17 protein-coding genes are annotated in these 21,390 nt (G+C 37.0%); 11 read left to right on the top strand and 6 right to left on the bottom strand.

The annotated features are described in order from the left end of the window. Positions 1–55: 55 nt before the first annotated feature. The gene (ppsA, locus tag AsFPU1_RS08135; protein ID WP_124975035.1) at positions 56–3,724 is read right to left on the bottom strand and encodes a phosphoenolpyruvate synthase; all 3,669 of its coding nucleotides are present in this window, start codon (positions 3,722–3,724) and stop codon (positions 56–58) included. A gap of 417 nt (positions 3,725–4,141) precedes the next feature. Between ppsA and AsFPU1_RS22550 the strand changes: the two genes are divergently transcribed. From AsFPU1_RS22550 to AsFPU1_RS08105, 7 genes are all read left to right on the top strand, one after another. Then, positions 4,142–4,300, top strand: a complete 159-nt coding sequence (locus tag AsFPU1_RS22550) for a hypothetical protein (RefSeq protein ID WP_172957505.1) — start codon at positions 4,142–4,144, stop codon at positions 4,298–4,300. A gap of 87 nt (positions 4,301–4,387) precedes the next feature. Further along, positions 4,388–5,128 carry a cytochrome c biogenesis protein CcdA gene (locus AsFPU1_RS08130; protein ID WP_124975033.1) on the top strand — a complete coding sequence of 247 codons (741 nt, stop codon included), beginning with the start codon at positions 4,388–4,390 and terminating at the stop codon, positions 5,126–5,128. Positions 5,129–5,872: 744 nt separating this feature from the next. Continuing rightward, positions 5,873–6,565 (top strand): PEP-CTERM sorting domain-containing protein, encoded by a 693-nt coding sequence (locus AsFPU1_RS23025; RefSeq protein WP_227873522.1) that lies wholly within the window; start codon positions 5,873–5,875, stop codon positions 6,563–6,565. 160 nt (positions 6,566–6,725) lie between these two features. Continuing rightward, on the top strand, positions 6,726–7,337 hold the full coding sequence (locus AsFPU1_RS08120; RefSeq protein ID WP_124975031.1) for a hypothetical protein: 612 nt from the start codon (positions 6,726–6,728) through the stop codon (positions 7,335–7,337). Between the two features lie 46 nt (positions 7,338–7,383). Next, complete coding sequence (locus AsFPU1_RS08115) at positions 7,384–7,542, top strand: MerR family DNA-binding transcriptional regulator (protein WP_227873521.1); 159 nt, start codon at positions 7,384–7,386, stop codon at positions 7,540–7,542. Positions 7,543–7,544: 2 nt separating this feature from the next. After that, the gene (locus tag AsFPU1_RS08110; RefSeq protein WP_124975105.1) at positions 7,545–7,628 is read left to right on the top strand and encodes a PEP-CTERM sorting domain-containing protein; all 84 of its coding nucleotides are present in this window, start codon (positions 7,545–7,547) and stop codon (positions 7,626–7,628) included. Positions 7,629–7,939: 311 nt separating this feature from the next. Next, positions 7,940–9,292, top strand: a complete 1,353-nt coding sequence (locus AsFPU1_RS08105; RefSeq protein ID WP_124975029.1) for a cytochrome c biogenesis protein — start codon at positions 7,940–7,942, stop codon at positions 9,290–9,292. A gap of 55 nt (positions 9,293–9,347) precedes the next feature. Here the strand turns inward: AsFPU1_RS08105 and AsFPU1_RS08100 are convergent, their stop codons facing one another. From AsFPU1_RS08100 to AsFPU1_RS08090, 4 genes are all read right to left on the bottom strand, one after another. Continuing rightward, positions 9,348–10,430 (bottom strand): RNA-guided endonuclease InsQ/TnpB family protein, encoded by a 1,083-nt coding sequence (locus tag AsFPU1_RS08100; RefSeq protein WP_265415802.1) that lies wholly within the window; start codon positions 10,428–10,430, stop codon positions 9,348–9,350. Then, entirely contained in the window at positions 10,420–11,025 is a 606-nt protein-coding gene (locus AsFPU1_RS23020) for an IS607 family transposase (RefSeq protein ID WP_227873526.1), read from the bottom strand. The genes AsFPU1_RS08100 and AsFPU1_RS23020 overlap by 11 nt, the downstream gene beginning before the upstream one ends. Before the next feature lie 427 nt (positions 11,026–11,452). Further along, positions 11,453–14,263 carry a preprotein translocase subunit SecA gene (secA, locus tag AsFPU1_RS08095; protein WP_124975024.1) on the bottom strand — a complete coding sequence of 937 codons (2,811 nt, stop codon included), beginning with the start codon at positions 14,261–14,263 and terminating at the stop codon, positions 11,453–11,455. Positions 14,264–15,602: 1,339 nt separating this feature from the next. Beyond that, entirely contained in the window at positions 15,603–16,406 is an 804-nt protein-coding gene (locus AsFPU1_RS08090; protein WP_172957504.1) for an alpha/beta fold hydrolase, read from the bottom strand. A gap of 527 nt (positions 16,407–16,933) precedes the next feature. Here AsFPU1_RS08090 and metG point away from each other — a divergent pair. Together metG and AsFPU1_RS08080 are read left to right on the top strand one after the other, a co-directional pair. Continuing rightward, complete coding sequence (metG, locus tag AsFPU1_RS08085; RefSeq protein WP_124975022.1) at positions 16,934–18,541, top strand: methionine--tRNA ligase; 1,608 nt, start codon at positions 16,934–16,936, stop codon at positions 18,539–18,541. A 133-nt stretch (positions 18,542–18,674) separates the two neighbouring features. Then, the gene (locus tag AsFPU1_RS08080) at positions 18,675–19,280 is read left to right on the top strand and encodes a LabA-like NYN domain-containing protein (protein ID WP_227873520.1); all 606 of its coding nucleotides are present in this window, start codon (positions 18,675–18,677) and stop codon (positions 19,278–19,280) included. Between the two features lie 65 nt (positions 19,281–19,345). Here AsFPU1_RS08080 and AsFPU1_RS08075 read toward each other — a convergent pair whose 3' ends face one another. Next, a complete protein-coding gene (locus AsFPU1_RS08075; RefSeq protein ID WP_124975014.1) occupies positions 19,346–20,218 on the bottom strand; it encodes a DUF6671 family protein in 873 nt (290 codons plus the stop codon). Positions 20,219–20,379: 161 nt separating this feature from the next. Here AsFPU1_RS08075 and upp point away from each other — a divergent pair, with 161 nt between their 5' ends. Continuing rightward, positions 20,380–21,030 (top strand): uracil phosphoribosyltransferase, encoded by a 651-nt coding sequence (gene upp, locus AsFPU1_RS08070; RefSeq protein ID WP_124975012.1) that lies wholly within the window; start codon positions 20,380–20,382, stop codon positions 21,028–21,030. Between the two features lie 26 nt (positions 21,031–21,056). Next, positions 21,057–21,356, top strand: coding sequence for a ssl2009 family thylakoid membrane protein (locus tag AsFPU1_RS08065; RefSeq protein ID WP_124975010.1), 300 nt, complete (start codon positions 21,057–21,059; stop codon positions 21,354–21,356). The last annotated feature ends 34 nt before the right edge of the window (positions 21,357–21,390 follow it).

Below are 21,390 nucleotides of genomic sequence, written 5' to 3'. Positions count from 1 at the left end.
TATAGCAAAAAGGTGGACAGTTACAGTCCACCCGATAAAATTAACTTAACCCTTCTTAACCCTTCTCAACCTCCGCTACCATTAACAAAGTTTTCAACACAGAATCAGGGTTTAAACTCATAGAATCAATGCCTAATTCTACTAAGAATTGAGCAAACTCAGGATAGTCACTTGGCCCCTGACCACAAATTCCAATTTTACGCCCTTTTTCTTTGGCAGTTTGTATTGCTAATTTAACCATTCGTTTGACTGCTTCATTCCTTTCATCAAACAATTGGGATACTAACGCAGAATCACGATCTAACCCTAAAGTAAGTTGAGTTAAATCGTTAGAACCGATGGAAAAACCGTCAAATACTTCGGCAAATTGATCTGCTAAAATTACGTTACTGGGTAACTCACACATCACATAAATTTGTAACCCATTAACCCCTTGTTTAAGTCCATGTTTTGCCATTTCTTCGATTACTTTTTTACCTTCTTCTGGAGTTCGACAAAAAGGAATCATGGGGATAACATTAAGTAAACCCATCTCATCTCGTACCGCTTTCATTGCCTGACATTCTAAAGCAAAAGCCTCCCGATACATGGGATCATAATAACGAGAAGCACCCCGCCATCCTATCATGGGATTATCTTCTTTAGGTTCAAATTGTTGCCCTCCTAATAAGTTTGCATACTCATTAGATTTAAAATCAGACATCCGAACAATCACAGGTTTAGGATAAAATGCAGCCGCAATGGTTGCAATTCCTCGCGCTAATTTATCAACAAAAAATTGAGATTTATTTTCATAGCGTTTTGTTAATTCAGCAATCTGATCTTTGACATTTTCATCCTCTAATTGAGCAAACTTGATTAAGGCCATAGGATGGGCTTTAATATGATTAGCAATGATAAATTCTAGACGGGCTAAACCTACTCCATCACAAGGAATTCCTGCTAAAGAAAATGCTTGTTCAGGGTTGCCTACATTCATCAAAATTTGAGTGCGAGTAGTGGGTAAATTATCTAAAGGTGTTTCTTGAATTTCAAAGGGTAATAACCCCTCATATACCTTTCCTTCGTCTCCTTCTGCACAACAAATGGTGATTTCTTGACGGGTTTTGATTTTTTGCGTGGCATCACCACATCCCACAATAGCGGGAATTCCCATTTCACGGGCAATAATAGCAGCGTGACAATTACAAACAATAACGGGGGTATATTTAGCGGTGAAAACTACATAGTTATGATGATCAGCAACCGTAATATTATAAACATCTCCGTCGCTTTTTGCCGCTACTTGAATGACTCGCTGCATCCGAATATCTCCGTTAAGAATAGATTCAAATTGACCTATTTCACGGAGTTGTTTTTCACCTATCAAGAAGTTGTTATCTTGACGTAGTTTAATTTGTCCTGTTTCTTGATTTTCAAAGAGTTGACGAGTGGCAAAAAAGCGTGTTTGAATAGTTCTTGAGGTAACTTCTCCTTTGACTCGTTGGGTATATGTTAGAATTTCCTCTAATTTTTCCACAATTTGCACATTGTAAATATTGCGGTTTTTGGTAACTTGAGGAACTGTATTAATTTTGAGACAAGCAATAATCACTGCTTGCAAGAGATTTTCTTCTGAGATGTAGATGTTAATACGGTTATTAGCATAACAACCATCTCCATCAATAACCCCTGCTAAAAAATGATAGGAAATTTCAGGATCATTTTCTAACAAAATTTGGGTTATCTGTTGTTCTTTTTGTTTTAAGTCATAGGCGATCGCTTTAGAATAAAAACGATAAGCTGTCGTTTGTCCTGTTACCTTTTGTCCTCGAATATAACCGGAAGAAACTGGTTTAAGCTGAGAGGTAAAAGATTTATCATACAGAGTCTTTGCCTTCTCATTCATCGTGGCAATGAAAGCTTGTTTTTCGGGGACATCTTTTTGAATAAACTGAACTTCTCCATGAGTTGAACTGGTATAAATTGACCCATCTGTAATAATTCCTCCCAAGAAATAAGCTAGATCAGCTTTTTGGTAATTACTATTACCTAACTTGGGAATATTTTGTGAGACAATTATCATTTCTTGACGATCTAATATCTCTTGAATCTCAGTTTTTGTGTATGCACCTCCCCGAAGATTAACCATTTTATGATCAGGGGTAAGACGTAAAGTATTATCTGTAACTTTGCCAGTTTGAGAAACACTAATATCAATCATTTGAGACTGACGTTTCATGGTATCTAAAATGGGTTTCCATTCCATTTTATGGGTAATAGTATTGAGGGCTAAAGTTGATAAACATTGATATCCTTGATCATAAATTTGACGCAAGGTCATAAAACCTTGATTAGTTAAGATTTTAGTATTACCATCAAAACAAGTTCTTCCCCCCTGGTTAGTGACGATCGCACTAGCTTTTTTCATAATAGGTTCCCAGTCGGGATCAGTACGATTCGTCACCAAAACTTCCCCTTCCTTAAATTGGTCAATTTTGGTCGCTTCTAAGATTACACGGGCTTTTCCTTGACCGATCGCCGCCCCCACACTACGCCCAATAGCCAGGATTGTACTATGATTTTTTAATTGGTAAGTTTTGAGCAAATTTGCCGCTTTTTGGGATTGAACGGTTTCTGGACGGGCTTGCACAATGTAGAGTTCTCCCGTTAAGCCATCTTTAGCCCATTCAATGTCCATGGGGGTATAGGTTCCCCTTACCTTAGTATAGTGTTCTTCAATGATGCAAGTCCATTGACCTAGTTGCAGAATTTCGTCATCAGATAGACAAAATTTTTCTCTTTCTATGGGCAAAACTTCGATATTTTTAGTTAATTTAGATCCTCCTGTATCGTAAATCATTTTAATGGCTTTAGTGCCAAGACGTTTTTCTAAAATGGGACGATAACCATCTTTTAATGTGGGTTTAAAAACATAATATTCGTCAGGGTTAACTGTTCCTTGTACTACACTTTCCCCTAGACCATAAGCTGCTGTAATTAAAGCAGCATTTTTAAACCCAGTTTCCGTATCAATAGAAAACATCACACCTGCGGATGCTAAATCAGATCTGACCATCTTTTGTACCCCCACAGAAAGGGCAACTTCAAAGTGATCAAATTTGTTATATTGACGATAGGAAATAGCCCGATCTGTAAACAAAGAAGCAAAACATTTATGACAAGATTCTAAGACTCCTTTAATTCCATGTACGTTAAGATAAGTTTCTTGTTGTCCAGCAAAACTAGCTTCTGGTAAGTCTTCTGCTGTAGCACTCGAACGAACTGCTACATCTAGATTTTGAGTTTCAATTTCACATTCTTGGCGGTATTTAGCACTTAATTGACTACAATCTGTTTGATAGCGATCGCATATTTTTTTGTACGCTTTGGTGATAGCTTCTTGTAAGTCTAAAGGGAAGGGAGTATTTAAAATTAAAGAACGGGCTAATTCTCCTCTTTCTTGCAAATTAGCCATATCATTAACATCAAGATCGGCAAAAAGTCCCCTTAGTTTTGTTTCTAATCCGGCTGATTTGATAAAATAACGATAGGCATAGGCAGTAGTGGCAAAACCTGTCGGAACATTGACTCCTATGGGTTGCAAATGTTGAATCATTTCTCCCAAGGATGAATTTTTTCCCCCCACTAAGTTAACATCATGAGTCCCTACTTCTTCAAACCAAAGAATAAAAGCAGTTTCTCGATTAGGGGTTGAGATTTTTTCATTACTTGCTGTTACCATAAGTATTTATTCCTAATTTATATTATTAGTTTAACAATATTTTCTCTAGCATAAGGATATTATTTCTATTTGTTAACAAGCTGCTAACTTTCTTAAAAAAAGTCTATCTATTTTCCTCTAATTAATAATTTTTAGCCGCTTAAACTAGAATATTTGGGCTAATTATGATATAATACTAAGTTGAGAGTAAACCTAAATTATCAAAATTCATTAAATTATTTTCTCCTTATCTTTCCAGCTTAATTGTTAATTTTTACAATAACAGACAAAAATTCTGGTGTGTTAACTTTTCCTGACGAGTTAAGCAAAACTTATGGGACTCACAAGAAATTCAAAAGGTAGCAGACTATACTTTTTAGGAGATTTCATCCATAATTGAGAATGTAAAGAAATATCAATAATCATAGAGGAGAGTACATGGAATTCAACGAACTAGGACTATGGTTAATGCTTATGTTTAATGCCCTACTTTGCTTATGGCTACCCAGAATTTTAACCTTAGATTGGTCAAATTTATTTTCAGGGAACCAAAAAGATTCCCAACCTCAACTCGATGCAGTAATTCAAGAAAATTAGTTCCAAGTTTGGGTGATATTGTGGGTAATTAATAAAATCCTGGGTAAATTAAGTTAGAATGCAGACAGGATTTAAGATGGTTTTACCATGCTAGAAGGTTTACAAACCCAACTTTATCACCTCGAACAATTTGCTAATCATCAAGTTTCTCTACAATTAGACCATCTAAGTTGGCTAAGTATTGCTATTATTTTCGTGGCTGGACTGCTAACAAGTTTAACCCCCTGTATGCTATCAATGTTACCTATCACCATTGCTTATATCGGTGGTTATGAAACTGAAGGAAGACTAAAAGGGGCTATTCAATCAACTTGGTTCTCTTTGGGGTTAGCCACTACTTTAGCCATTTTAGGCATCTTAGCAGCTTCTTTAGGACGGGTTTATGGACAAATTGGGGTAGGTCTACCAATCGCGGTTAGTCTTATCTCTATTGTCATGGGACTCAATTTGCTCGAATTAGTTCCCTTGCGTTTCCCTTCTTTGGGGGCCACAGATTGGATAATAGATGAACTACCAGCCGGATTCCGTTCTTATTTTTTAGGATTAACTTTTGGTTTAGTTGCCTCTCCTTGTAGTACTCCTGTCTTAGCGACCTTATTAGGATGGGTAGCCAGCAAACAAGACTTAACCTTGGGGGCCGTTTTATTATTAGCTTATACGGCTGGTTATGTCACCCCTTTAATTTTAGCAGGAACTTTTACTGCTAGTCTGAAAAAGCTATTAGAATTACGTCGTTGGTCAGCTTGGATTAATCCCGTTAGTGGAGTATTATTAATTGGATTTGGGATGTTTTCTTTATTATCCCGTATTCCTTTGGGTATTTCCTAAATCCACTTTCATCCCAAAACCATACTTGAAGCTTATTTGGTTCTGTTTTTGCTATTTTTATATATTCTGCCAATTTTTCTTTAAATGCTTTTCTTTGCTGCGTAGCAGCTTAAAGCTTAAATCAAATACCTGCCTGTAGGGGTCAACGACCGTTGACCCCTACATTGGCCTGATGGCTGATATAAGTCGGATAAAAAAGACTTTTGCATTATAAAAGGTTTTTCTGTTTAGTTAACCTTACTTAACAAAACTTTACTAAAGAAACCTAGACATACTCGAAAGTAAATGTCCAACTTTGACTATATTTATATATCTTTAATTTGTCCAATATTTTTTTATTAAGTCTAACACTTATGTAAACGTTTACATAACGTTTACATAACGTTTACATTAACCTTTACACGACCCTTTTATAGTTAAAGTGAGGTTCCGACCTGACGGGGTGACAATTCGACTTTCATTTAAGAGGGGGTTAGGTTTTAGGGGTTAGGGGTTAGGGATAAATTAAAGATGATGTTGAGGTTTGATAACGGTAAAACCGACTTTGTTTGTAATCCTATGGTCATCAAATTAAATTTCCCCCGAAATTTTCCCTATCCCCCAACCCCTGTCTAAACTTGAATCTTGTTGTCACCCCGTGAGGGTTCCGACCCTAACCCAAGGGTATGGCGTGGGGCTTCTCGCGGAGGAAGCTAAATCATTCCGTAAGCGTTTTTAAACAACGATTAATCTTAAGAGGAAAGAATGAACAAGACTTCAATATTTCAAAAATCCTGGCTACTCTCAGTAGGACTGATGGTTCCTGCTTTAATGACCCTCGCTTCCCTGCCTGCTAACGCATTGGATTTGAAGGGATTTTCAAGGCCAGATGATGCAGCTTGTGCAGTTGATTTTGATTGTGCTACGAAAAGAGGTGGTGTGTCGGATGTATTCATCATCCTTAATCCAAATGGAACTATTTTTGATCGCATATTCGCTTTTGGTAACGAAGAAGCCGATAACATTTACTATTTTGATCCAGCAGTAGTTGCAGTCAATCCCGACGAGGTAGGAGACAATACTACTCTGTTAGAACCAAACGGTTCATGGAGTGACAATTTCGGAATATTCTCAATAAATGGGGCCTTGGCTTTAGGTTTTATCTCAGATCCCCAAGCAAACATTCCTCCCACCGGATCTATAGTTTACTATGAAGAACCAGGTTCCAATCCCTATGGTTATATTCTAGAGGGTGGTCCAGATTCTAAAGCATTGACCCAGTATTACGATGCTACATTCTACTTGCATCCTGACTTACAATTGGATGGATACATCGCATCCTTCCAATCTGATACGGTTCCTGAACCTTTAACCATGCTTGGTGCTGGTGCTGCTCTTGGTTTCGGTTCTTTCTTCAAGCGTAAACTCGGCAAAAATAATAAACAAAATAAAGCCTAAATTTAAGATCACCCTAAATCCCCCTTATTAAGGGGGACTTTACCTCTAGTTCCCCTAACTCCGTTTTATTCCATTTTGCTCCTCACTCTAACACGACATTTTTATAGTTAAAGTAATGTTTAGGGAAATTAGTTAAATAATACTAATTTATAGAAAAACGATGAACAAAACCTCAATTTTCCTACAATCCTCCATCTTAGGAATCACGGCGATCGCATTAGCTTATTCCCCAGCAGTTGCTCTGTCTCCACCATTCACTTTCGCTCTTGATGTTAATGGATTTTCGAGGCCAGATGATATATTTTGTGCAGTTGATCTTGACTGTGCTTTGTCTAGAGGTGGTGTGTCAGATGTATTGACTATCTATAATGGAAATGGCAATATTGCTGATCGCATCTTCGCTTTTGGTAACGAAGAGACCGATAACACTTACTATTTTAATCCACAAGGTTTTGCCGTCGATGCCACGCAGTTAGGAAACTTTTCTACTATAATAAAACAGGAGTTCGATTATTTATTTCCTGGTGACAATTTTGGCATATTTGAAATAAACGGCGACTTAGTTTTAGGTTTTCAGTCTGATTACCAATCAAATATATTTTACGGAAATATCTCTTACCAAGAAGAACCAGGTGACAATCCCTATAAATATATTCTAGAACCTGGCTCAAGATTGACCATTCCATACGATGCCACATTATACTTGCATCCTGACTTACAATTAGCAGGATATACAGCAACCTTCCAATCTGATTATGAGGTTGACAACTAGCTACCATTTTGCTAACATTAACTAACAAACGCTAACAAATCAGCGAATGTTTGTTCCATTACGAAAAGCTGTTGAAATTTTGGGTTTTCATCCCAATACATTAAGAAAATATGCCGACGAAGGAAAAATCAAAAGCATTAAAAATGAAGCTGGACAACGATTGTACGATGTCCAATCCTACATTAATGGGTTCCTGAACCTTTAACCATGCTTGGTGCTGGTGCTGCTTTTGGTTTCGGTTCTTTCTTCAAGTGTAAACTTGGCAAAAATAATAAACAAAATAAAGCCTAAACTAGGACTGATGCAACTTTAATGACTTTGATTGTTTACGATATTGGGTCTATAAAATCCCAATTTATAATTTATAATTTATAATTTATAAGCTTTACTTATTACCACAGGTACGGGAGAGGCTAATGTTAATAAAAGTCCGCGCTCGTCGGGCTTTGTTTGTATAGCCACAGACTTTAGCCTGTTGGCATTTGGAACTAAGTTGACACCAATGACGGCCGTTGACCCCTACATCGGCTTAATGGCTGAGTTCTTAATGCGATATAATAGAAATTAGACTCAAAAATCCTGAAAGATTAAATTTTAGATTTATGACAGCTTCGGATTCATCAACCCCAACAGATTTTTTATCTTTGTGGCGACAAGCATTTCGCTATCTAGTAAAAATAATTTCTGATTTACGTTTAGCTATTATTCTCTTATTAATTATTGCCTTATTTAGTATTAGTGGAACGGTCATTGAACAAGCAGAAACTCTACCATTTTATCAAAAAAACTATCCTGAATCCCCCGCTTTATTTGGCTTTTTAACCTGGAAAGTAATTTTATTAGTTGGCTTAAACCATGTATATAGTACATGGTGGTTTTTATCTTTATTAGTTTTATTAGGAAGTAGTTTAACCGCTTGTACCTTTAACCGTCAATTTCCGGCATTAAAAGCCGCTAGACGATGGGCTTTTTATCAGCAACCTCGTCAATTTGAAAAATTAGCATTAAGCACCCAATTAGATATTAATACATTATCTTCTATTGCTCCTCTCCTAGAAAAGCGAGGTTATAAAATTTTTCAAGAAAACAATAGTCTTTATGCCCGTAAAGGAATCATTGGGAAAATTGGCCCCATTATAGTCCATGCTTCTATGTTAATGATTTTAGGGGGATCAATTTGGGGAGCATTAACCGGATTTTTAGCTCAAGAAATGATTCCTAGTGGTGCTGCTTTTCAGGTAAAAAATATTATCGAAGCTGGCCCCTTATCTACCGCTCAAATCCCTACAGATTGGGGAATTAAAGTTAACAGATTTTGGATTGATTATACTCCTAATGGCAATATTGACCAATTTTATTCTGATCTATCTGTAATTAATAATCAAGGACAAGAATTAGACAGAAAAACTATTTATGTTAATCAACCTTTACGGTATAAAGGTGTGACCTTTTATCAAACAGATTGGTCAATTTATGCCGTTAAAGTTCAAATTAATAATAGTCCTATTCTTCAGATTCCTATTGCCCCTTTAAACACTAATGGACAAGGGAAAATATGGGGAACTTGGATTCCCACAAAACCCGATTTAAGTGAGGGGGTTTCTCTCTTAGCCAAAGACTTACAAGGAACCATGATAGTTTATGATAATAAGGGCAATCTCTACAGTGCCATTCGTCCTGGTATGGCCGTTGAAATTAATGGCGTAAGGTTAAAAATTCACGAATTAATTGGTAGTACTGGACTGCAAATTAAAGCAGATCCAGGTATTCCCTTTGTTTATACCGGGTTTGCTTTATTAATGGCAGGAGTGATCATGAGTTATGTTTCTCATTCCCAAATTTGGGTCTTACAAGAAGGCGATCGCTGTTATTTAGGTGGCAAAACAAACCGGGCCCAAGTAAGTTTTGAGAGAGAATTATTAGCCATCTTAGACCACCTACTAAAAACCTGTTAGTATCTAACAATATCTTGTCAGATTAACAGTATTGGGGCATCGGTGACTGATACATTTATGCGGTACAACACGGTATATCACTGTATTGTGCAACAATAGCATTACCATCTTTGACAATGGTAAAGGTCGTATCCGACAAAGCTTTGAGCATGATTCCCAAAGCACCATTAAAGTCTCGATTTAAGGTATGTCCACATTCAGGGCATTTAAAGATTTTTGAACCGCCTAGTTTTTGATGTACATGACCACACTTCGTACAAGTTTTGCTGGTGAATTCTTCAGTTACATCAATAACTTTACTGCCATTCAACTCAGCTTTGTCTTTTAATACTTGCTTAAATCGATAATGTGACCAAGTTAACATCTGACGGGCGGTTTTTGTTCTTATTTTTCGTTTATTCTTTTTGGTCATTTTTGACGTTTCAAAAGTTGGTAATAAGATCATCCCGTAGTTTTTAGTTAGATAATTTGCTGTTTGCTTATGGCATTCATCAACTAGGTTTTTAATCCGAGTTCGTAATTTACTAGCGGCTTTTCTCCTAATCGCTTTTTGATGCCCTTTTGATTGGCTTGTTCGACTCATTAAATCATCTAGGTAAGAACAGAGTCGATTGATTTTCCCAATATCCTTTTGCCCAATCTCAATAAACCGTTGCCCATCAAACCCAGTTAAAAATGTTCTAACACCAGGATCTAAACTAATTATATTATTGTTTGAGTTTTCGGCTTGCTCAACGGAGTTTAAAAAGACGGCAAACCATTCACCCGACTTACTTTTGATTAACTGGGTTGCGTAAGCATTTTTTAAGGGGATAGGTTCCGACGATTCAAACTCTAACCCTTTTGTTACGTTCGGATACCATTTTCCCTGAGCAAAATTACTGTTATTAAACTTAATAGTTTGTCGAGGGGCATGGCAATTTCTAAACTTACAATCTTTACTCGCGGTGTAAGCCTGGTGAGCATCAAAAATAGCATTCTGTCTTATATGACATGGTGTTTCTTTTACCCACTCAGGTAGGTTTGACTGCATGATAATATTCCTTAATTTAGTTTTACCCATCCTGCCGTTTTTTTTCTGATAAGCAATAGCTTGATTGAAACAATATCGACAAGCAGCTGCCCATTTATTCCACATTATTTTGAGTTCTGGAGTGGGGTAAATCTTGATCTTTCTTGATCTGAGTTTTATATTTTCTGAGTCCATACAATCTGCTTGAGAAGCAGTGGAGGATAGCAAGGATGTCTTCAACCATTTCTGCTTCTGGAGAAAGGTTTGTCTCGTTGAGAACCACGATTGTACAGTCAAATTGCTGACAGAACCAGTTAAGCCAATCGAACCCAAATCTTGCCAATCTGTCTTTGTGAGCGACAACAATTGTTCCGATAGTTCCTGACATAACTCGTTCCAATAAGGCAAGAAGTTTTTTTCTTTTGAAGTTGAGTCCTCCTGCGATCTCGCTAACAATTTCTGCGCTTGGATATCTTTCTTTGATTGCTTTGACTTGACGAGCGAGATCTTCTTGTTGTCCTCTACTACTGACACGGGCGTAAATAACGGTATTTCTAGCTGATGAAATAAATTTTCCTTGGTAGGACTCAATATCGTATCGTCTTTGTCCTGATGGAGTTTTGATTGCTTGTATTTTGCTTTCTTGTTCCCACTTGGATAAAGTTCTGATATGAACTCCAAGGATAGCTGCTGCTTCTCTTGGCTTGACATACTTAGGTATTTTGACTTCCTCAAATCAACTGTCTTATTATATCAAATTATTCCGTGTTATACCGCAAACCGAGGACTAAAGGATTGCTCCCCAATACTGCTCGGTTAACAAAAAAAGTCGGTTGAGGCAGGGATAGGGAAGGGTGGGAAGGGTGGGAAGGGGGACAAGAAGGGGAAGAAGGGGAAGATAAAAACCTGACTATTGCAAGATTGCTCCCCACACCTCCCACACCTCCCACACCCCCCATCTCCAGAATGTTTTGCAGCTTAACCGAGCAATATTGTATTGGGTCTATAAAATCCCAATTTATAATTTATAATTCATAATTCATAGTCTAACCCACCCTAGGAATTATAAGCTTTACTTATCACCACAGGTACGGGAGAGCAATAAATCCCCATCTATAATCTTTGATTTAGATGGGGTGCGTTCAATCCTAGACGGTTTGAGGTTGTCCTTGAGGTTGGAATTGGAACAAGGAATAAACCACATTACGACGGATATCGATCATCATTTCTAAGAACATTTCGTAACCCTCTTGTTTATATTCAATCAAAGGATCTTTTTGTCCATATCCTCGTAACCCAATAGACTCCCGTAAGGCATCCATTGACTGAAGATGTTCACGCCAAAGGGTATCAATTTGTTGGAGAATAAAGAATCTTTCTGCTTCTCGCATTAGTCCGGGTCGTACCCTATCTACCTCATTTTCTTTGATATCATAGGCCTTACGAACTTCTTCATGGAGAAAGATTTTCATCTCACTAACCGTCATATCATCCATATCTTTGGCCGTGATATCTTGCAACAGATAAACAAATTCCTTCACCTTATTAACCAAGTTTCCTACATCCCATTCTTCAGGGGGTAACTCCGGGTTTACATAAGCATCGACAATTTCATCCATCGTCTTTTCTGCATATTGAAGTACCTGTTCTTTGAGATCTAACCCTTCAAGTACCCGACGACGTTCTGCATAAATGGCCCGACGTTGATTATTCATCACTTCATCATATTCAAACACCTGTTTACGGGTGTCATAATAAAACGTTTCGACTTTTTTCTGGGCCCCTTCTAGAGAACGAGTCAACATTGATGATTCAATAGGCATATCTTCTTCAACCCGGAAAGCATTCATTAGACCGGCCACGCGATCTCCACCAAAAATCCGTAATAGATTGTCTTCTAAACTCAAAAAGAAGCGAGTAGACCCTGGATCTCCTTGTCTTCCTGCCCTTCCTCGTAATTGGTTGTCAATACGTCGAGATTCGTGGCGTTCTGTTCCGGTCACATATAAACCACCTAATTCCACTACTTCAGCGTGTTCTGTTTTCGTAACGACTTCATATTCTTGACGAATTTGCTTATAAATTTCCCGTAATTTGGCAATTGCAGGATCATCAGTAGGGGCATTTTCCGCCGCGATCGCAATTTTTTCTTCTGCTTCTAGTTCAGATAAACTTTGTTGTCCATATTCTTCCACAGCAACTTTAACTGCCTCTTTTAGCTTAGTTTCTGTTTCGGCCTTTAACTGAGTCGGAAAGATATTCATATCCGAGGGCCGCCAGTTTTTCTTTTTAGTAGTTTCTTTGCCAAACCCTTGAGGACGACGAGATCCCCCATTTCCTTCCATTCCTGCCATGAGATTATCATCTTCAGGCATAGCAATTTGAGGCATCAGAAATTCCCGAATTTTCAGACGGGACATATAATCTGCGTTACCTCCTAAAATAATATCTGTTCCTCGTCCTGCCATGTTTGTGGCAATAGTAACGGCCCCTTTGCGTCCCGCTTGGGCCACAATTTCTGATTCGCGTTCCACGTTTTCGGGACGGGCATTAAGAAGATTATGGGGGATATTTCGTTCTTTAAGCAATTTTGAGAGAACTTCTGATTTTTCTACACTGGTAGTTCCTACGAGAATGGGACGACCTACGATATGTTCTTGTTCCACATCTGAGGCGATCGCTTGCCACTTAGCGTTTTCTGTTTTGTAGACCACATCCGCACAATCATAACGTTTGGAGGGTCGGTTTGTCGGAATAATTGTTACTTGGAGGTTGTAAACTTTTTCAAGTTCTGTTTCTTCAGTTTTAGCCGTTCCGGTCATTCCCGATAGTTTAGGGTACAACAGAAAGAAATTTTGATAAGTAATGGTAGCTAAAGTTTGGGTTTCGCGTTGAATAGGAACTCCTTCTTTAGCTTCTATGGCCTGATGAAGTCCATCACTCCACCGTCTTCCGGGGAGTACCCGTCCGGTAAATTCATCAACAATAACAACTTCCTTATTACGAACAATATAATTGACATCTTTAACGAATAATTCTTTAGCTTTTATGGCATTAAAGATATAGTGGGCCCAAGGATTTTCTTGATCATATAAGTCTTCAACTTTTAATAATTGTTCTGCTTTTTCAAAGCCTTTATCAGTCATTAAAACGTTACGGGCTTTTTCATCAACTTCATAATCTTGTGGTTCGTCTTCACTTTCTTGTTTTATCAATTTTCTGCCTATTTCGGCAGCTTTGAGATATTTTTCTGTGGGTCGTTCTACTTGTCCTGAGATAATGAGAGGGGTACGGGCTTCGTCAATTAGAATTGAGTCTACTTCGTCAATAATACAGTAGTTAAAGGGACGTTGTACCACTTCAGCCATAGCCGTGGCCATATTATCCCTTAAATAGTCAAATCCTAATTCACTGTTAGTGGTATAAGTGATGTCACAAGCATAATTTTTTTTACGTTCATCCGGGTTCATTCCTGACTGAATCAGTCCTACTGTTAACCCTAAGAAACGATGAACTTGTCCCATCCATTCTGCGTCCCGACGGGCCAAATAGTCGTTAACGGTGACGATATGGACTCCTTTTGAGGTTAAACCATTGAGATAAGCGGGAAGGGTTGCTACCAGGGTTTTTCCTTCCCCTGTTTTCATTTCCGCAATTTGCCCTTTATGGAGTACCATTCCACCTAGTAACTGTACATCAAAATGTCGCATACCTAAGACGCGTATACCTGCTTCTCTGACTACAGCGAACGCTTCCGGGAGAATTTCGTCTAAAATATCGTTTAATTCGTCGTCGTTTCTGGCTTTGTCTAAAGCTTCTCTAAATTCGACCGTCTTATGCTTGAGTTGTGCATCAGATAATATCTTAATATCTTCCTCGATCGCATTGATATCTGCTACGATAGGTTGGAATTTCTTAACTTTACGGGTATTGGGATCGCCAAATAGAGTTTTAAGCATAGGTATTTTTTATTATTAATTTTACCTCTAGATTGTCCAGTTGCCCTTATTTAATTAACATGGGCTTGTCTACGTCTACTTATTTTAACACTGCTAGGCAGAAGACAGAAATCCCTTAAAGGATTGAAATTCATAATTCATAATTTATAATTCATAATTTAATTAACATGGGCTTGTCTACGTCTACTTATTTTAACACTGCTAGGCAGAAGACAGAAATCCCTTAAAGGATTGAAATTCATAATTCATAATTTATAATTCATAATTTAATTAACATGGGCTTGTCTACGTCTACTTATTTTAACACTGCTAGGCAGAAGACAGAAATCCCTTAAAGGATTGAAATTCATAATTCATAATTTATAATTCATAATTTAATTAACATGGGCTTGTCTACGTCTACTTATTTTAACACTGCTAGGCAGAAGACAGAAATCCCTTAAAGGATTGAAATTCATAATTCATAATTTATAATTCATAATTTAATTAACATGGGCTTGTCTACGTCTACTTATTTTAACACTGCTAGGCAGAAGGCAGAAATCCCTTAAAGGATTGAAATTCATAATTTATAATTTATAATTCATAATTTAATTAACATGGGCTTGTCTACGTCTACTTATTTTAGCACTGCTAGGCAGAAGGCAGAAATCCCTTAAAGGATTGAAATTCATAATTTATAATTTATAATTCATAATTTAATTAACATGGGCTTGTCTACGTCTACTTATTTTAGCACTGCTAGGCAGAAGGCAGAAATCCCTTAAAGGATTGAAATTCATAATTTATAATTTATAATTCATAATTTAATTAACATGGGCTTGTCTACGTCTACTTATTTTAGCACTGCTAGGCAGAAGGCAGAAATCCCTTAAAGGATTGAAATTCATAATTTATAATTTATAATTCATAATTTAATTAACATGGGCTTGTCTACGTCTACTTATTTTAGCACTGCTAGGCAGAAGGCAGAAATCCCTTAAAGGATTGAAATTCATAATTTATAATTTATAATTCATAATTTAATTAACATGGGCTTGTCTACGTCTACTTATTTTAACACTGCTAGGCAGAAGGCAGAAATCCCTTAAAGGATTGAAATTCATAATTTATAATTTATAATTCATAATTTAATTAACATGGGCTTGTCTACGTCTACTTATTTTAACACTGCTAGGCAGAAGGCAGAAATCCCTTAAAGGATTGAAATTCATAATTTATAATTTATAATTCATAATTTAATTAACATGGGCTTGTCTACGTCTACTTATTTTAACACTGCTAGGCAGAAGGCAGAAATCCCTTAAAGGATTGAAATTCATAATTTATAATTTATAATTCATAATTCATAATTCATTTGTGTTGGTAAAAAATCATGTTTATGTAACATTTTCCCTAAATTTACCTCGGTTTCTAATAAGCAAGCATGACCACTATGGGGCAAAATTGTCAAGTTTCCCCTGACAAAATAACTTACTAATTCTTGTCCTTCTTCTACAGATGGTAATAATTGATCTTTATGACTAGCTATGGTTAAAATCGGTTGAGTTAAAGATTTTAATTCTTCTTGCTCGACTTGAAAATCTCTAAGCAAGGAAATTCGCCAACTGACAATTTCTTTAGGTACAGATTGCATGGCTTTTAATAAGGCTTGTCTATCTGGTCTTTCGATTCTATTTAATGCTGCTAAAAAAGGTAAAAACCCTAGAGTTGAATTCTGATGGACAAAATCAGGTATCCATTGAGTTAACTCCACACCTAAACTTAGCCAAGGACGTTTATTAAAGGATGAAGCAGGATTAATTAAAATCATTTTTTCAACTAATTTAGGAGCAGCTAAAGCTACTTTTATCGCCAAACATCCTCCAAAAGATTCTCCACATAAATAAACACCTTTGTCTAAATTATTTTCTTTAATTTCTTTTTCGATTAATTTAATCATTTCTTCAGTTAATTGATGCCAATTACTGCGATTATAACGGGAAATTGATAAACAATAAATAGAAAAAAATGGAGATAAAAATTTAATTTGTTTGTAGAATAATTCTCCGGTTCCATCCATTCCCGGTAAATAAATTAATAAAGGTAAATCTTTTTTAATTAGTTGTGGTGCAAGTAACCTAATAGGGGTTTGATCAATCATTAGGAATTCGGTGTTGAAATGGTAGAAACTAGCAATTACTGTTTATATTATCCCAAAATATCTCATTTTGCCTAACTTACTCACATAAGTACCCCGCGCAAAATTAATTGCACAGCCTCCGGCGCGGGTTTTGATATAGTCATAATGGTTGAGTAATAGGGGGCGGGTTTATCTAGTTTTTTGGTGAAAATCATGGATTTATGTAAAAAACCCGTTCCTACGAAATTTTGTGTAATTAATTTTGTCTACCTACTTAATCAACATACTTAAGCCAATCTAAATACCAGAAGATCCGTTAATTATGGTTATTTTCTCATGAAACTTAATAATTGCTCAAATGTGAGCCAAGTTACACTCTTAAGGATAATTTTATTGATAGAATTATCCAAAATAAGTTAGAAATAAAAGAATACAGATAAAGAAAACAGCTACAATGAAAATAAGTTAGAGTCTGGGATCAGAGTCTAGATAATTAAATAAATGCTGTTAATTTGATCCGTATAATTTGAATCCGATAGATTGGTTAAATGACCTTAGATAAGACAAACCCGCAAAAATTCTCTTTAACAACACCCCTGTATTACGTTAACGACGTGCCACATATTGGGAGCGGCTATACTACCATGATAGCCGATGTTATTGCCCGTTTTGAGCGGCTAAAAGGTAAATCAGTGTTGTTAATCACAGGAACCGATGAACATGGCCAGAAAATTGAAAGAACCGCCCAAGAGAAGGGAGTCACGCCCCAAGAGCATTGTGATCGAATTGTAACTCGTTTTGATGAACTCTGGGATAAACTTAACATTAAATATGATAGGTTTAGTCGAACGACTGCCCCTCGTCATGAAGCGATCGTTAAAGAATTTTATCAACGAGTCTGGGAACAGGGAGACATTTATTTAGCACAACAACAGGGATGGTATTGTGTTGCTTGTGAAGAATTTAAAGAAAAACGGGAACTCTTAGAAAATGGATGTTGTCCCCTTCATCCTAATAAACAAGCTGAGTGGCGTGACGAAGAAAATTATTTTTTTAGGCTGTCTCAGTATCAAGAGAAATTAGAGGATTTGTATCAAAAAAATCCTGGGTTTCTCGAACCAGAAAGTCGTCGGAATGAAATCCTTAATTTTATCAAAGGAGGGTTGCAAGATTTTTCCATATCTCGTATTAATGTAGAGTGGGGATTTCCCATCCCCAACGATCCTAAACATACCATTTATGTGTGGTTTGATGCCCTATTAGGGTATATTACGGCCCTTTTGGAACCGGAACAAGAAGCCACATTAGATAACGCTTTATCTCAATGGTGGCCCATCAATTTACATTTAATTGGTAAAGATATTTTACGGTTTCACGCCGTCTACTGGCCAGCCATGTTAATGTCAGCAAGGGTTTCCTTACCACAACGAATTTTTAGTCATGGGTTTCTGACGAAAGATGGGCAAAAAATGAGTAAAAGTTTAGGGAATACATTAAATCCATTTGATTTAATTGAACGTTATGGATCAGATGCTATCCGCTATTATTTCCTAAAAGAGATTGACTGTGGACGGGATGGAGACTTTAACGAAACCCGATTTGTGAACGTGCTGAATGCTGATTTAGCCAATGATTTAGGGAATTTACTCAACCGAACCTTAGGTATGATTAAAAAATACTGTCAGGGAGAAGGCCCCCAAATCACTGGGGAAAACTTACCCTTAGAGCATCCCCTAAAAGCCATTGGGTTAGACTTAAGCGAGCGCATCATCCATAGCTATGAGACCTTGCGCTTTAACCAAGGATGCGAGGAAATTCTAGCATTGATTCGGGCCAGCAATAAATTTATTGATGAACAAGCACCCTGGAGTTTGTTTAAACAAGGACAACAAGCTCAAGTGGAAGGGATTTTATATGCCGTGCTAGAATCAGTTCGCTTATCAGCTTACTTGCTATCTCCCATTATTCCCAATTTAAGTAGCCGTATCTACGAACAACTAGGATTTTTAGTAGATTTTAACCAAGCAGATCAGGTGAATCAAATCGTCCCGTTTAAACAACATACTCAGTGGGGAATTTTAGCCGCCAATAGAGTCTTGCCCAATCCCCAACCAGTTTTTGCGAAATTGGAACTTCCTGCGGAAGAAACCAGCTAAATTTCGCCAAAAGACGACAGACGTTTTATTCCCCGTACCTTTACCTTACTTAATTCCCATGAAATACAAACCCGACATAACAAATCCATTTCACAAAGCCTCCTTTTACGAAAATCAACGAGGAATTAGAGATATGTTTGAAGATTTTGAAGACGATTCGATTTTTACTGCCGAACAAGTCCTAGAAAATCGGGGCCGGGTAGCTATTTTTATTGATGGATCGAACCTATTTTATGCAGCTTTACAATTAGGGATCGAAATTGACTATACGAAACTACTATATCGTTTAACGGGTGGATCTCGTTTACTCAGAGCTTTCTTTTATACTGGAGTAGACCGCAGCAACGAGAAACAACAAGGCTTTTTATTGTGGATGCGACGCAATGGTTATCGAGTGATTGCCAAGGATCTTGTACAATTGCCCGATGGTTCCAAAAAAGCTAATTTAGATGTAGAAATCGCCGTAGACTTAATGGCTTTAGTCGGTGCTTATGATACGGCTGTAATTGTCAGTGGAGATGGAGATTTGGCTTATGCGGCTGATTCAGTCAGTTATCGAGGGGCCAGAATCGAAGTAGTTAGCTTACGTTCTATGACCAGTGATAGTCTAATTAATGTAGCTGATCGATACATTGATCTTGATCAAATTAAAGAAGATATTCAAAAAGCCCCGAAAGCTAATATGTCTTATGGGGGATTTTCTAGTGTCGGAATGTTAGATCAACATAAACAAAGGTAAGATCCCTAGGGGCAATTCATGAATTGCCCCTATATAAATACCTCACGAACGGTATTTATTTTCCCTTAGGGATTACAATATTGACATTGAGAAGGATCGGCGGTTTCTATTCCTGTGGGAAATTTTTTTTCTTGGGAGAAATTACATTGTTGACATTGATAAATATCAAGTAAAATTGAATCAGTTGCCAACCCACATAAGCCACAGGGTAAGCCTGATTGACGTTTGATAACATCAAATCCAGGATAATAACATTGAGGACATTGTTGATAAATTGTTTTGATTAAATTTTGGGTTGCTTTCTCAATAACTTTCATGCGAGTAGGGTTAAACATTGCCCGCATATCTGTTTCTATATGAATTGTCCCATTATTCGACTGTTTAAGACATTTTTCTACGGTTTCAATTAATTTATTTTCAGTATTTATTCCTTTATAAATATAATTTTTATCAATAGATTTAGGACTTAACATTACAACTAATCCATGGTCAGGAAATTTTGTTTTTTCTGCAAAGTTTAAAGCTTCATCTAAAGTTTTAATTGATTGATGAGTATGGTTAGTTTCAGTTGAAATTTCTTGACCAATTATTTCTAAATCATGTTTTTGATCGAGTAATAAGACAATTTCTCGATCGCAAGAAACAAAGGGAAAAGCAGGATGAGACATAAAACTGCCTTCACTAGCGATCGCTAAAGTTTCTCCGGTAATTTCTAAGGCAGTTTGTGCTTTTTTTCTGGCCGCTTCAATTTGGGTTCCTCTGCGATTAATATCCCTGGTAAATGTCCCAAATTGATCGGTATTAAAATCAGGTATAGTGATACAATTAACTCCTAATTCAGCCTCAACTAAAGGCATAATCACTTGTTCTTTTTTGTGCATCGTTGCAATAACTAAATTTCTATTAGCAAACCAAGATTTAATAGAATTTGATAACATATAACAGTCCTCAATCATTTGTGAGAAGTGACAGGCCGTATCTTGCCTGTGAGATTCTATTTTCTCACAAATTAAATAGGATCGCTAAAGATAAATTAGTGTCACAACAGGATATAATCAGTTAGGCAACTCAAAAAATTAACGGCACAGCCATCAAATTTATGAGTATACAATTGCGTGTCTATGTTCCGGATCATCCGTTGATTAAACATTGGTTAGGGATCGTTCGTGATAAGAACACCCCAACAGTGCTATTTAAAACCGCTATGACGGAATTAGGACGTTGGTTAACCTATGAAGGGAGTCGTTATTGGTTCTCTACCCTAGACACCACCGTTCAAACCCCTTTAACTGAAACGTCGGCGACTTTTATTAATCCCGAAATTCCTATCGCTATTGTTCCAATTGTAAGGGCAGGGTTAGCATTATTAGATGGGGCCCAAACTTTATTACCTTTAGCCTCAATTTATCATTTAGGTTTAGTTCGAGATGAGGAAACCTTAGAAGTTAGTTGTTATCTCAATAAATTACCAGAAAAATTTGACCCTGAAACTAGAGTTATCATCTTAGAACCAATGTTAGCAACAGGTGCTTCCATTATCAGAGCAATGGCAGAAATTACTCAAAGAGGAGCAGATCCGGCTTTAATGAGGATTATTTCTATTGTAGCCGCTCCTCGAGCTTTGCAAAAATTAAGTCAAGAATATCCTCATTTGACTATCTATACCGCTATCATTGATGAAGGGCTTAATGCCAAAGGATATATTGTTCCAGGATTAGGAGATGCAGGCGATCGCGCTTTCGGAACTTAACATTAATTAGATAAGGATTAATTATTATGAGTCAACGGGATGGGTTTACAGGCGGATTTTTACTCGGAACTCTTGTGGGAGGAGTAGTTGGGGGAGTTATGGCTGCAGTGGTTGCCTCACGTCAAAAAAATGAAGAAAATGAAGAAAATACACCTTTTCTTAAGTCTTCTAAGACAGGTGAATTAGAAACGGAAGCAAGTATAGAAATGGCCCGTCGTCGCTTAGAGGATAAGATTGCTCAACTTAATAATGCCATCGATGATGTGCGTCAACAACTAGGCCCAGTTAATGGAAAGTCTACAGAACAAGACATGCCTTTACAGTAATACCTCACGAGTATGAGAATTGCTATATTTTGTG

Source organism: Aphanothece sacrum FPU1 (assembly GCF_003864295.1).
GTDB lineage: Bacteria > Cyanobacteriota > Cyanobacteriia > Cyanobacteriales > Microcystaceae > Aphanothece_B > Aphanothece_B sacrum.
Note: the sequence above shows the minus strand (reverse complement) of the source record. Positions and strands in the feature narration are given on the sequence as shown.

What these genes read in the sequence shown, in the direction of transcription:
- AsFPU1_RS08100 (WP_265415802.1), bottom strand. Translation starts at nt 10,430, where the DNA reads ATGTGGAATAAATGGGCAGCTGCTTGTCGATATTGTTTCAATCAAGCT.
- metG (WP_124975022.1), top strand. Translation starts at nt 16,934, where the DNA reads ATGACCTTAGATAAGACAAACCCGCAAAAATTCTCTTTAACAACACCC.
- upp (WP_124975012.1), top strand. Translation starts at nt 20,380, where the DNA reads ATGAGTATACAATTGCGTGTCTATGTTCCGGATCATCCGTTGATTAAA.
- AsFPU1_RS08075 (WP_124975014.1), bottom strand. Translation starts at nt 20,218, where the DNA reads ATGTTATCAAATTCTATTAAATCTTGGTTTGCTAATAGAAATTTAGTT.
- AsFPU1_RS08065 (WP_124975010.1), top strand. Translation starts at nt 21,057, where the DNA reads ATGAGTCAACGGGATGGGTTTACAGGCGGATTTTTACTCGGAACTCTT.
- AsFPU1_RS08110 (WP_124975105.1), top strand. Translation starts at nt 7,545, where the DNA reads ATGCTTGGTGCTGGTGCTGCTTTTGGTTTCGGTTCTTTCTTCAAGTGT.
- AsFPU1_RS08130 (WP_124975033.1), top strand. Translation starts at nt 4,388, where the DNA reads ATGCTAGAAGGTTTACAAACCCAACTTTATCACCTCGAACAATTTGCT.
- AsFPU1_RS22550 (WP_172957505.1), top strand. Translation starts at nt 4,142, where the DNA reads ATGGAATTCAACGAACTAGGACTATGGTTAATGCTTATGTTTAATGCC.
- AsFPU1_RS08120 (WP_124975031.1), top strand. Translation starts at nt 6,726, where the DNA reads ATGAACAAAACCTCAATTTTCCTACAATCCTCCATCTTAGGAATCACG.
- AsFPU1_RS08115 (WP_227873521.1), top strand. Translation starts at nt 7,384, where the DNA reads ATGTTTGTTCCATTACGAAAAGCTGTTGAAATTTTGGGTTTTCATCCC.
- AsFPU1_RS08080 (WP_227873520.1), top strand. Translation starts at nt 18,675, where the DNA reads ATGTTTGAAGATTTTGAAGACGATTCGATTTTTACTGCCGAACAAGTC.
- ppsA (WP_124975035.1), bottom strand. Translation starts at nt 3,724, where the DNA reads ATGGTAACAGCAAGTAATGAAAAAATCTCAACCCCTAATCGAGAAACT.
- AsFPU1_RS08090 (WP_172957504.1), bottom strand. Translation starts at nt 16,406, where the DNA reads ATGATTGATCAAACCCCTATTAGGTTACTTGCACCACAACTAATTAAA.
- AsFPU1_RS08105 (WP_124975029.1), top strand. Translation starts at nt 7,940, where the DNA reads ATGACAGCTTCGGATTCATCAACCCCAACAGATTTTTTATCTTTGTGG.
- AsFPU1_RS23025 (WP_227873522.1), top strand. Translation starts at nt 5,873, where the DNA reads ATGAACAAGACTTCAATATTTCAAAAATCCTGGCTACTCTCAGTAGGA.
- secA (WP_124975024.1), bottom strand. Translation starts at nt 14,263, where the DNA reads ATGCTTAAAACTCTATTTGGCGATCCCAATACCCGTAAAGTTAAGAAA.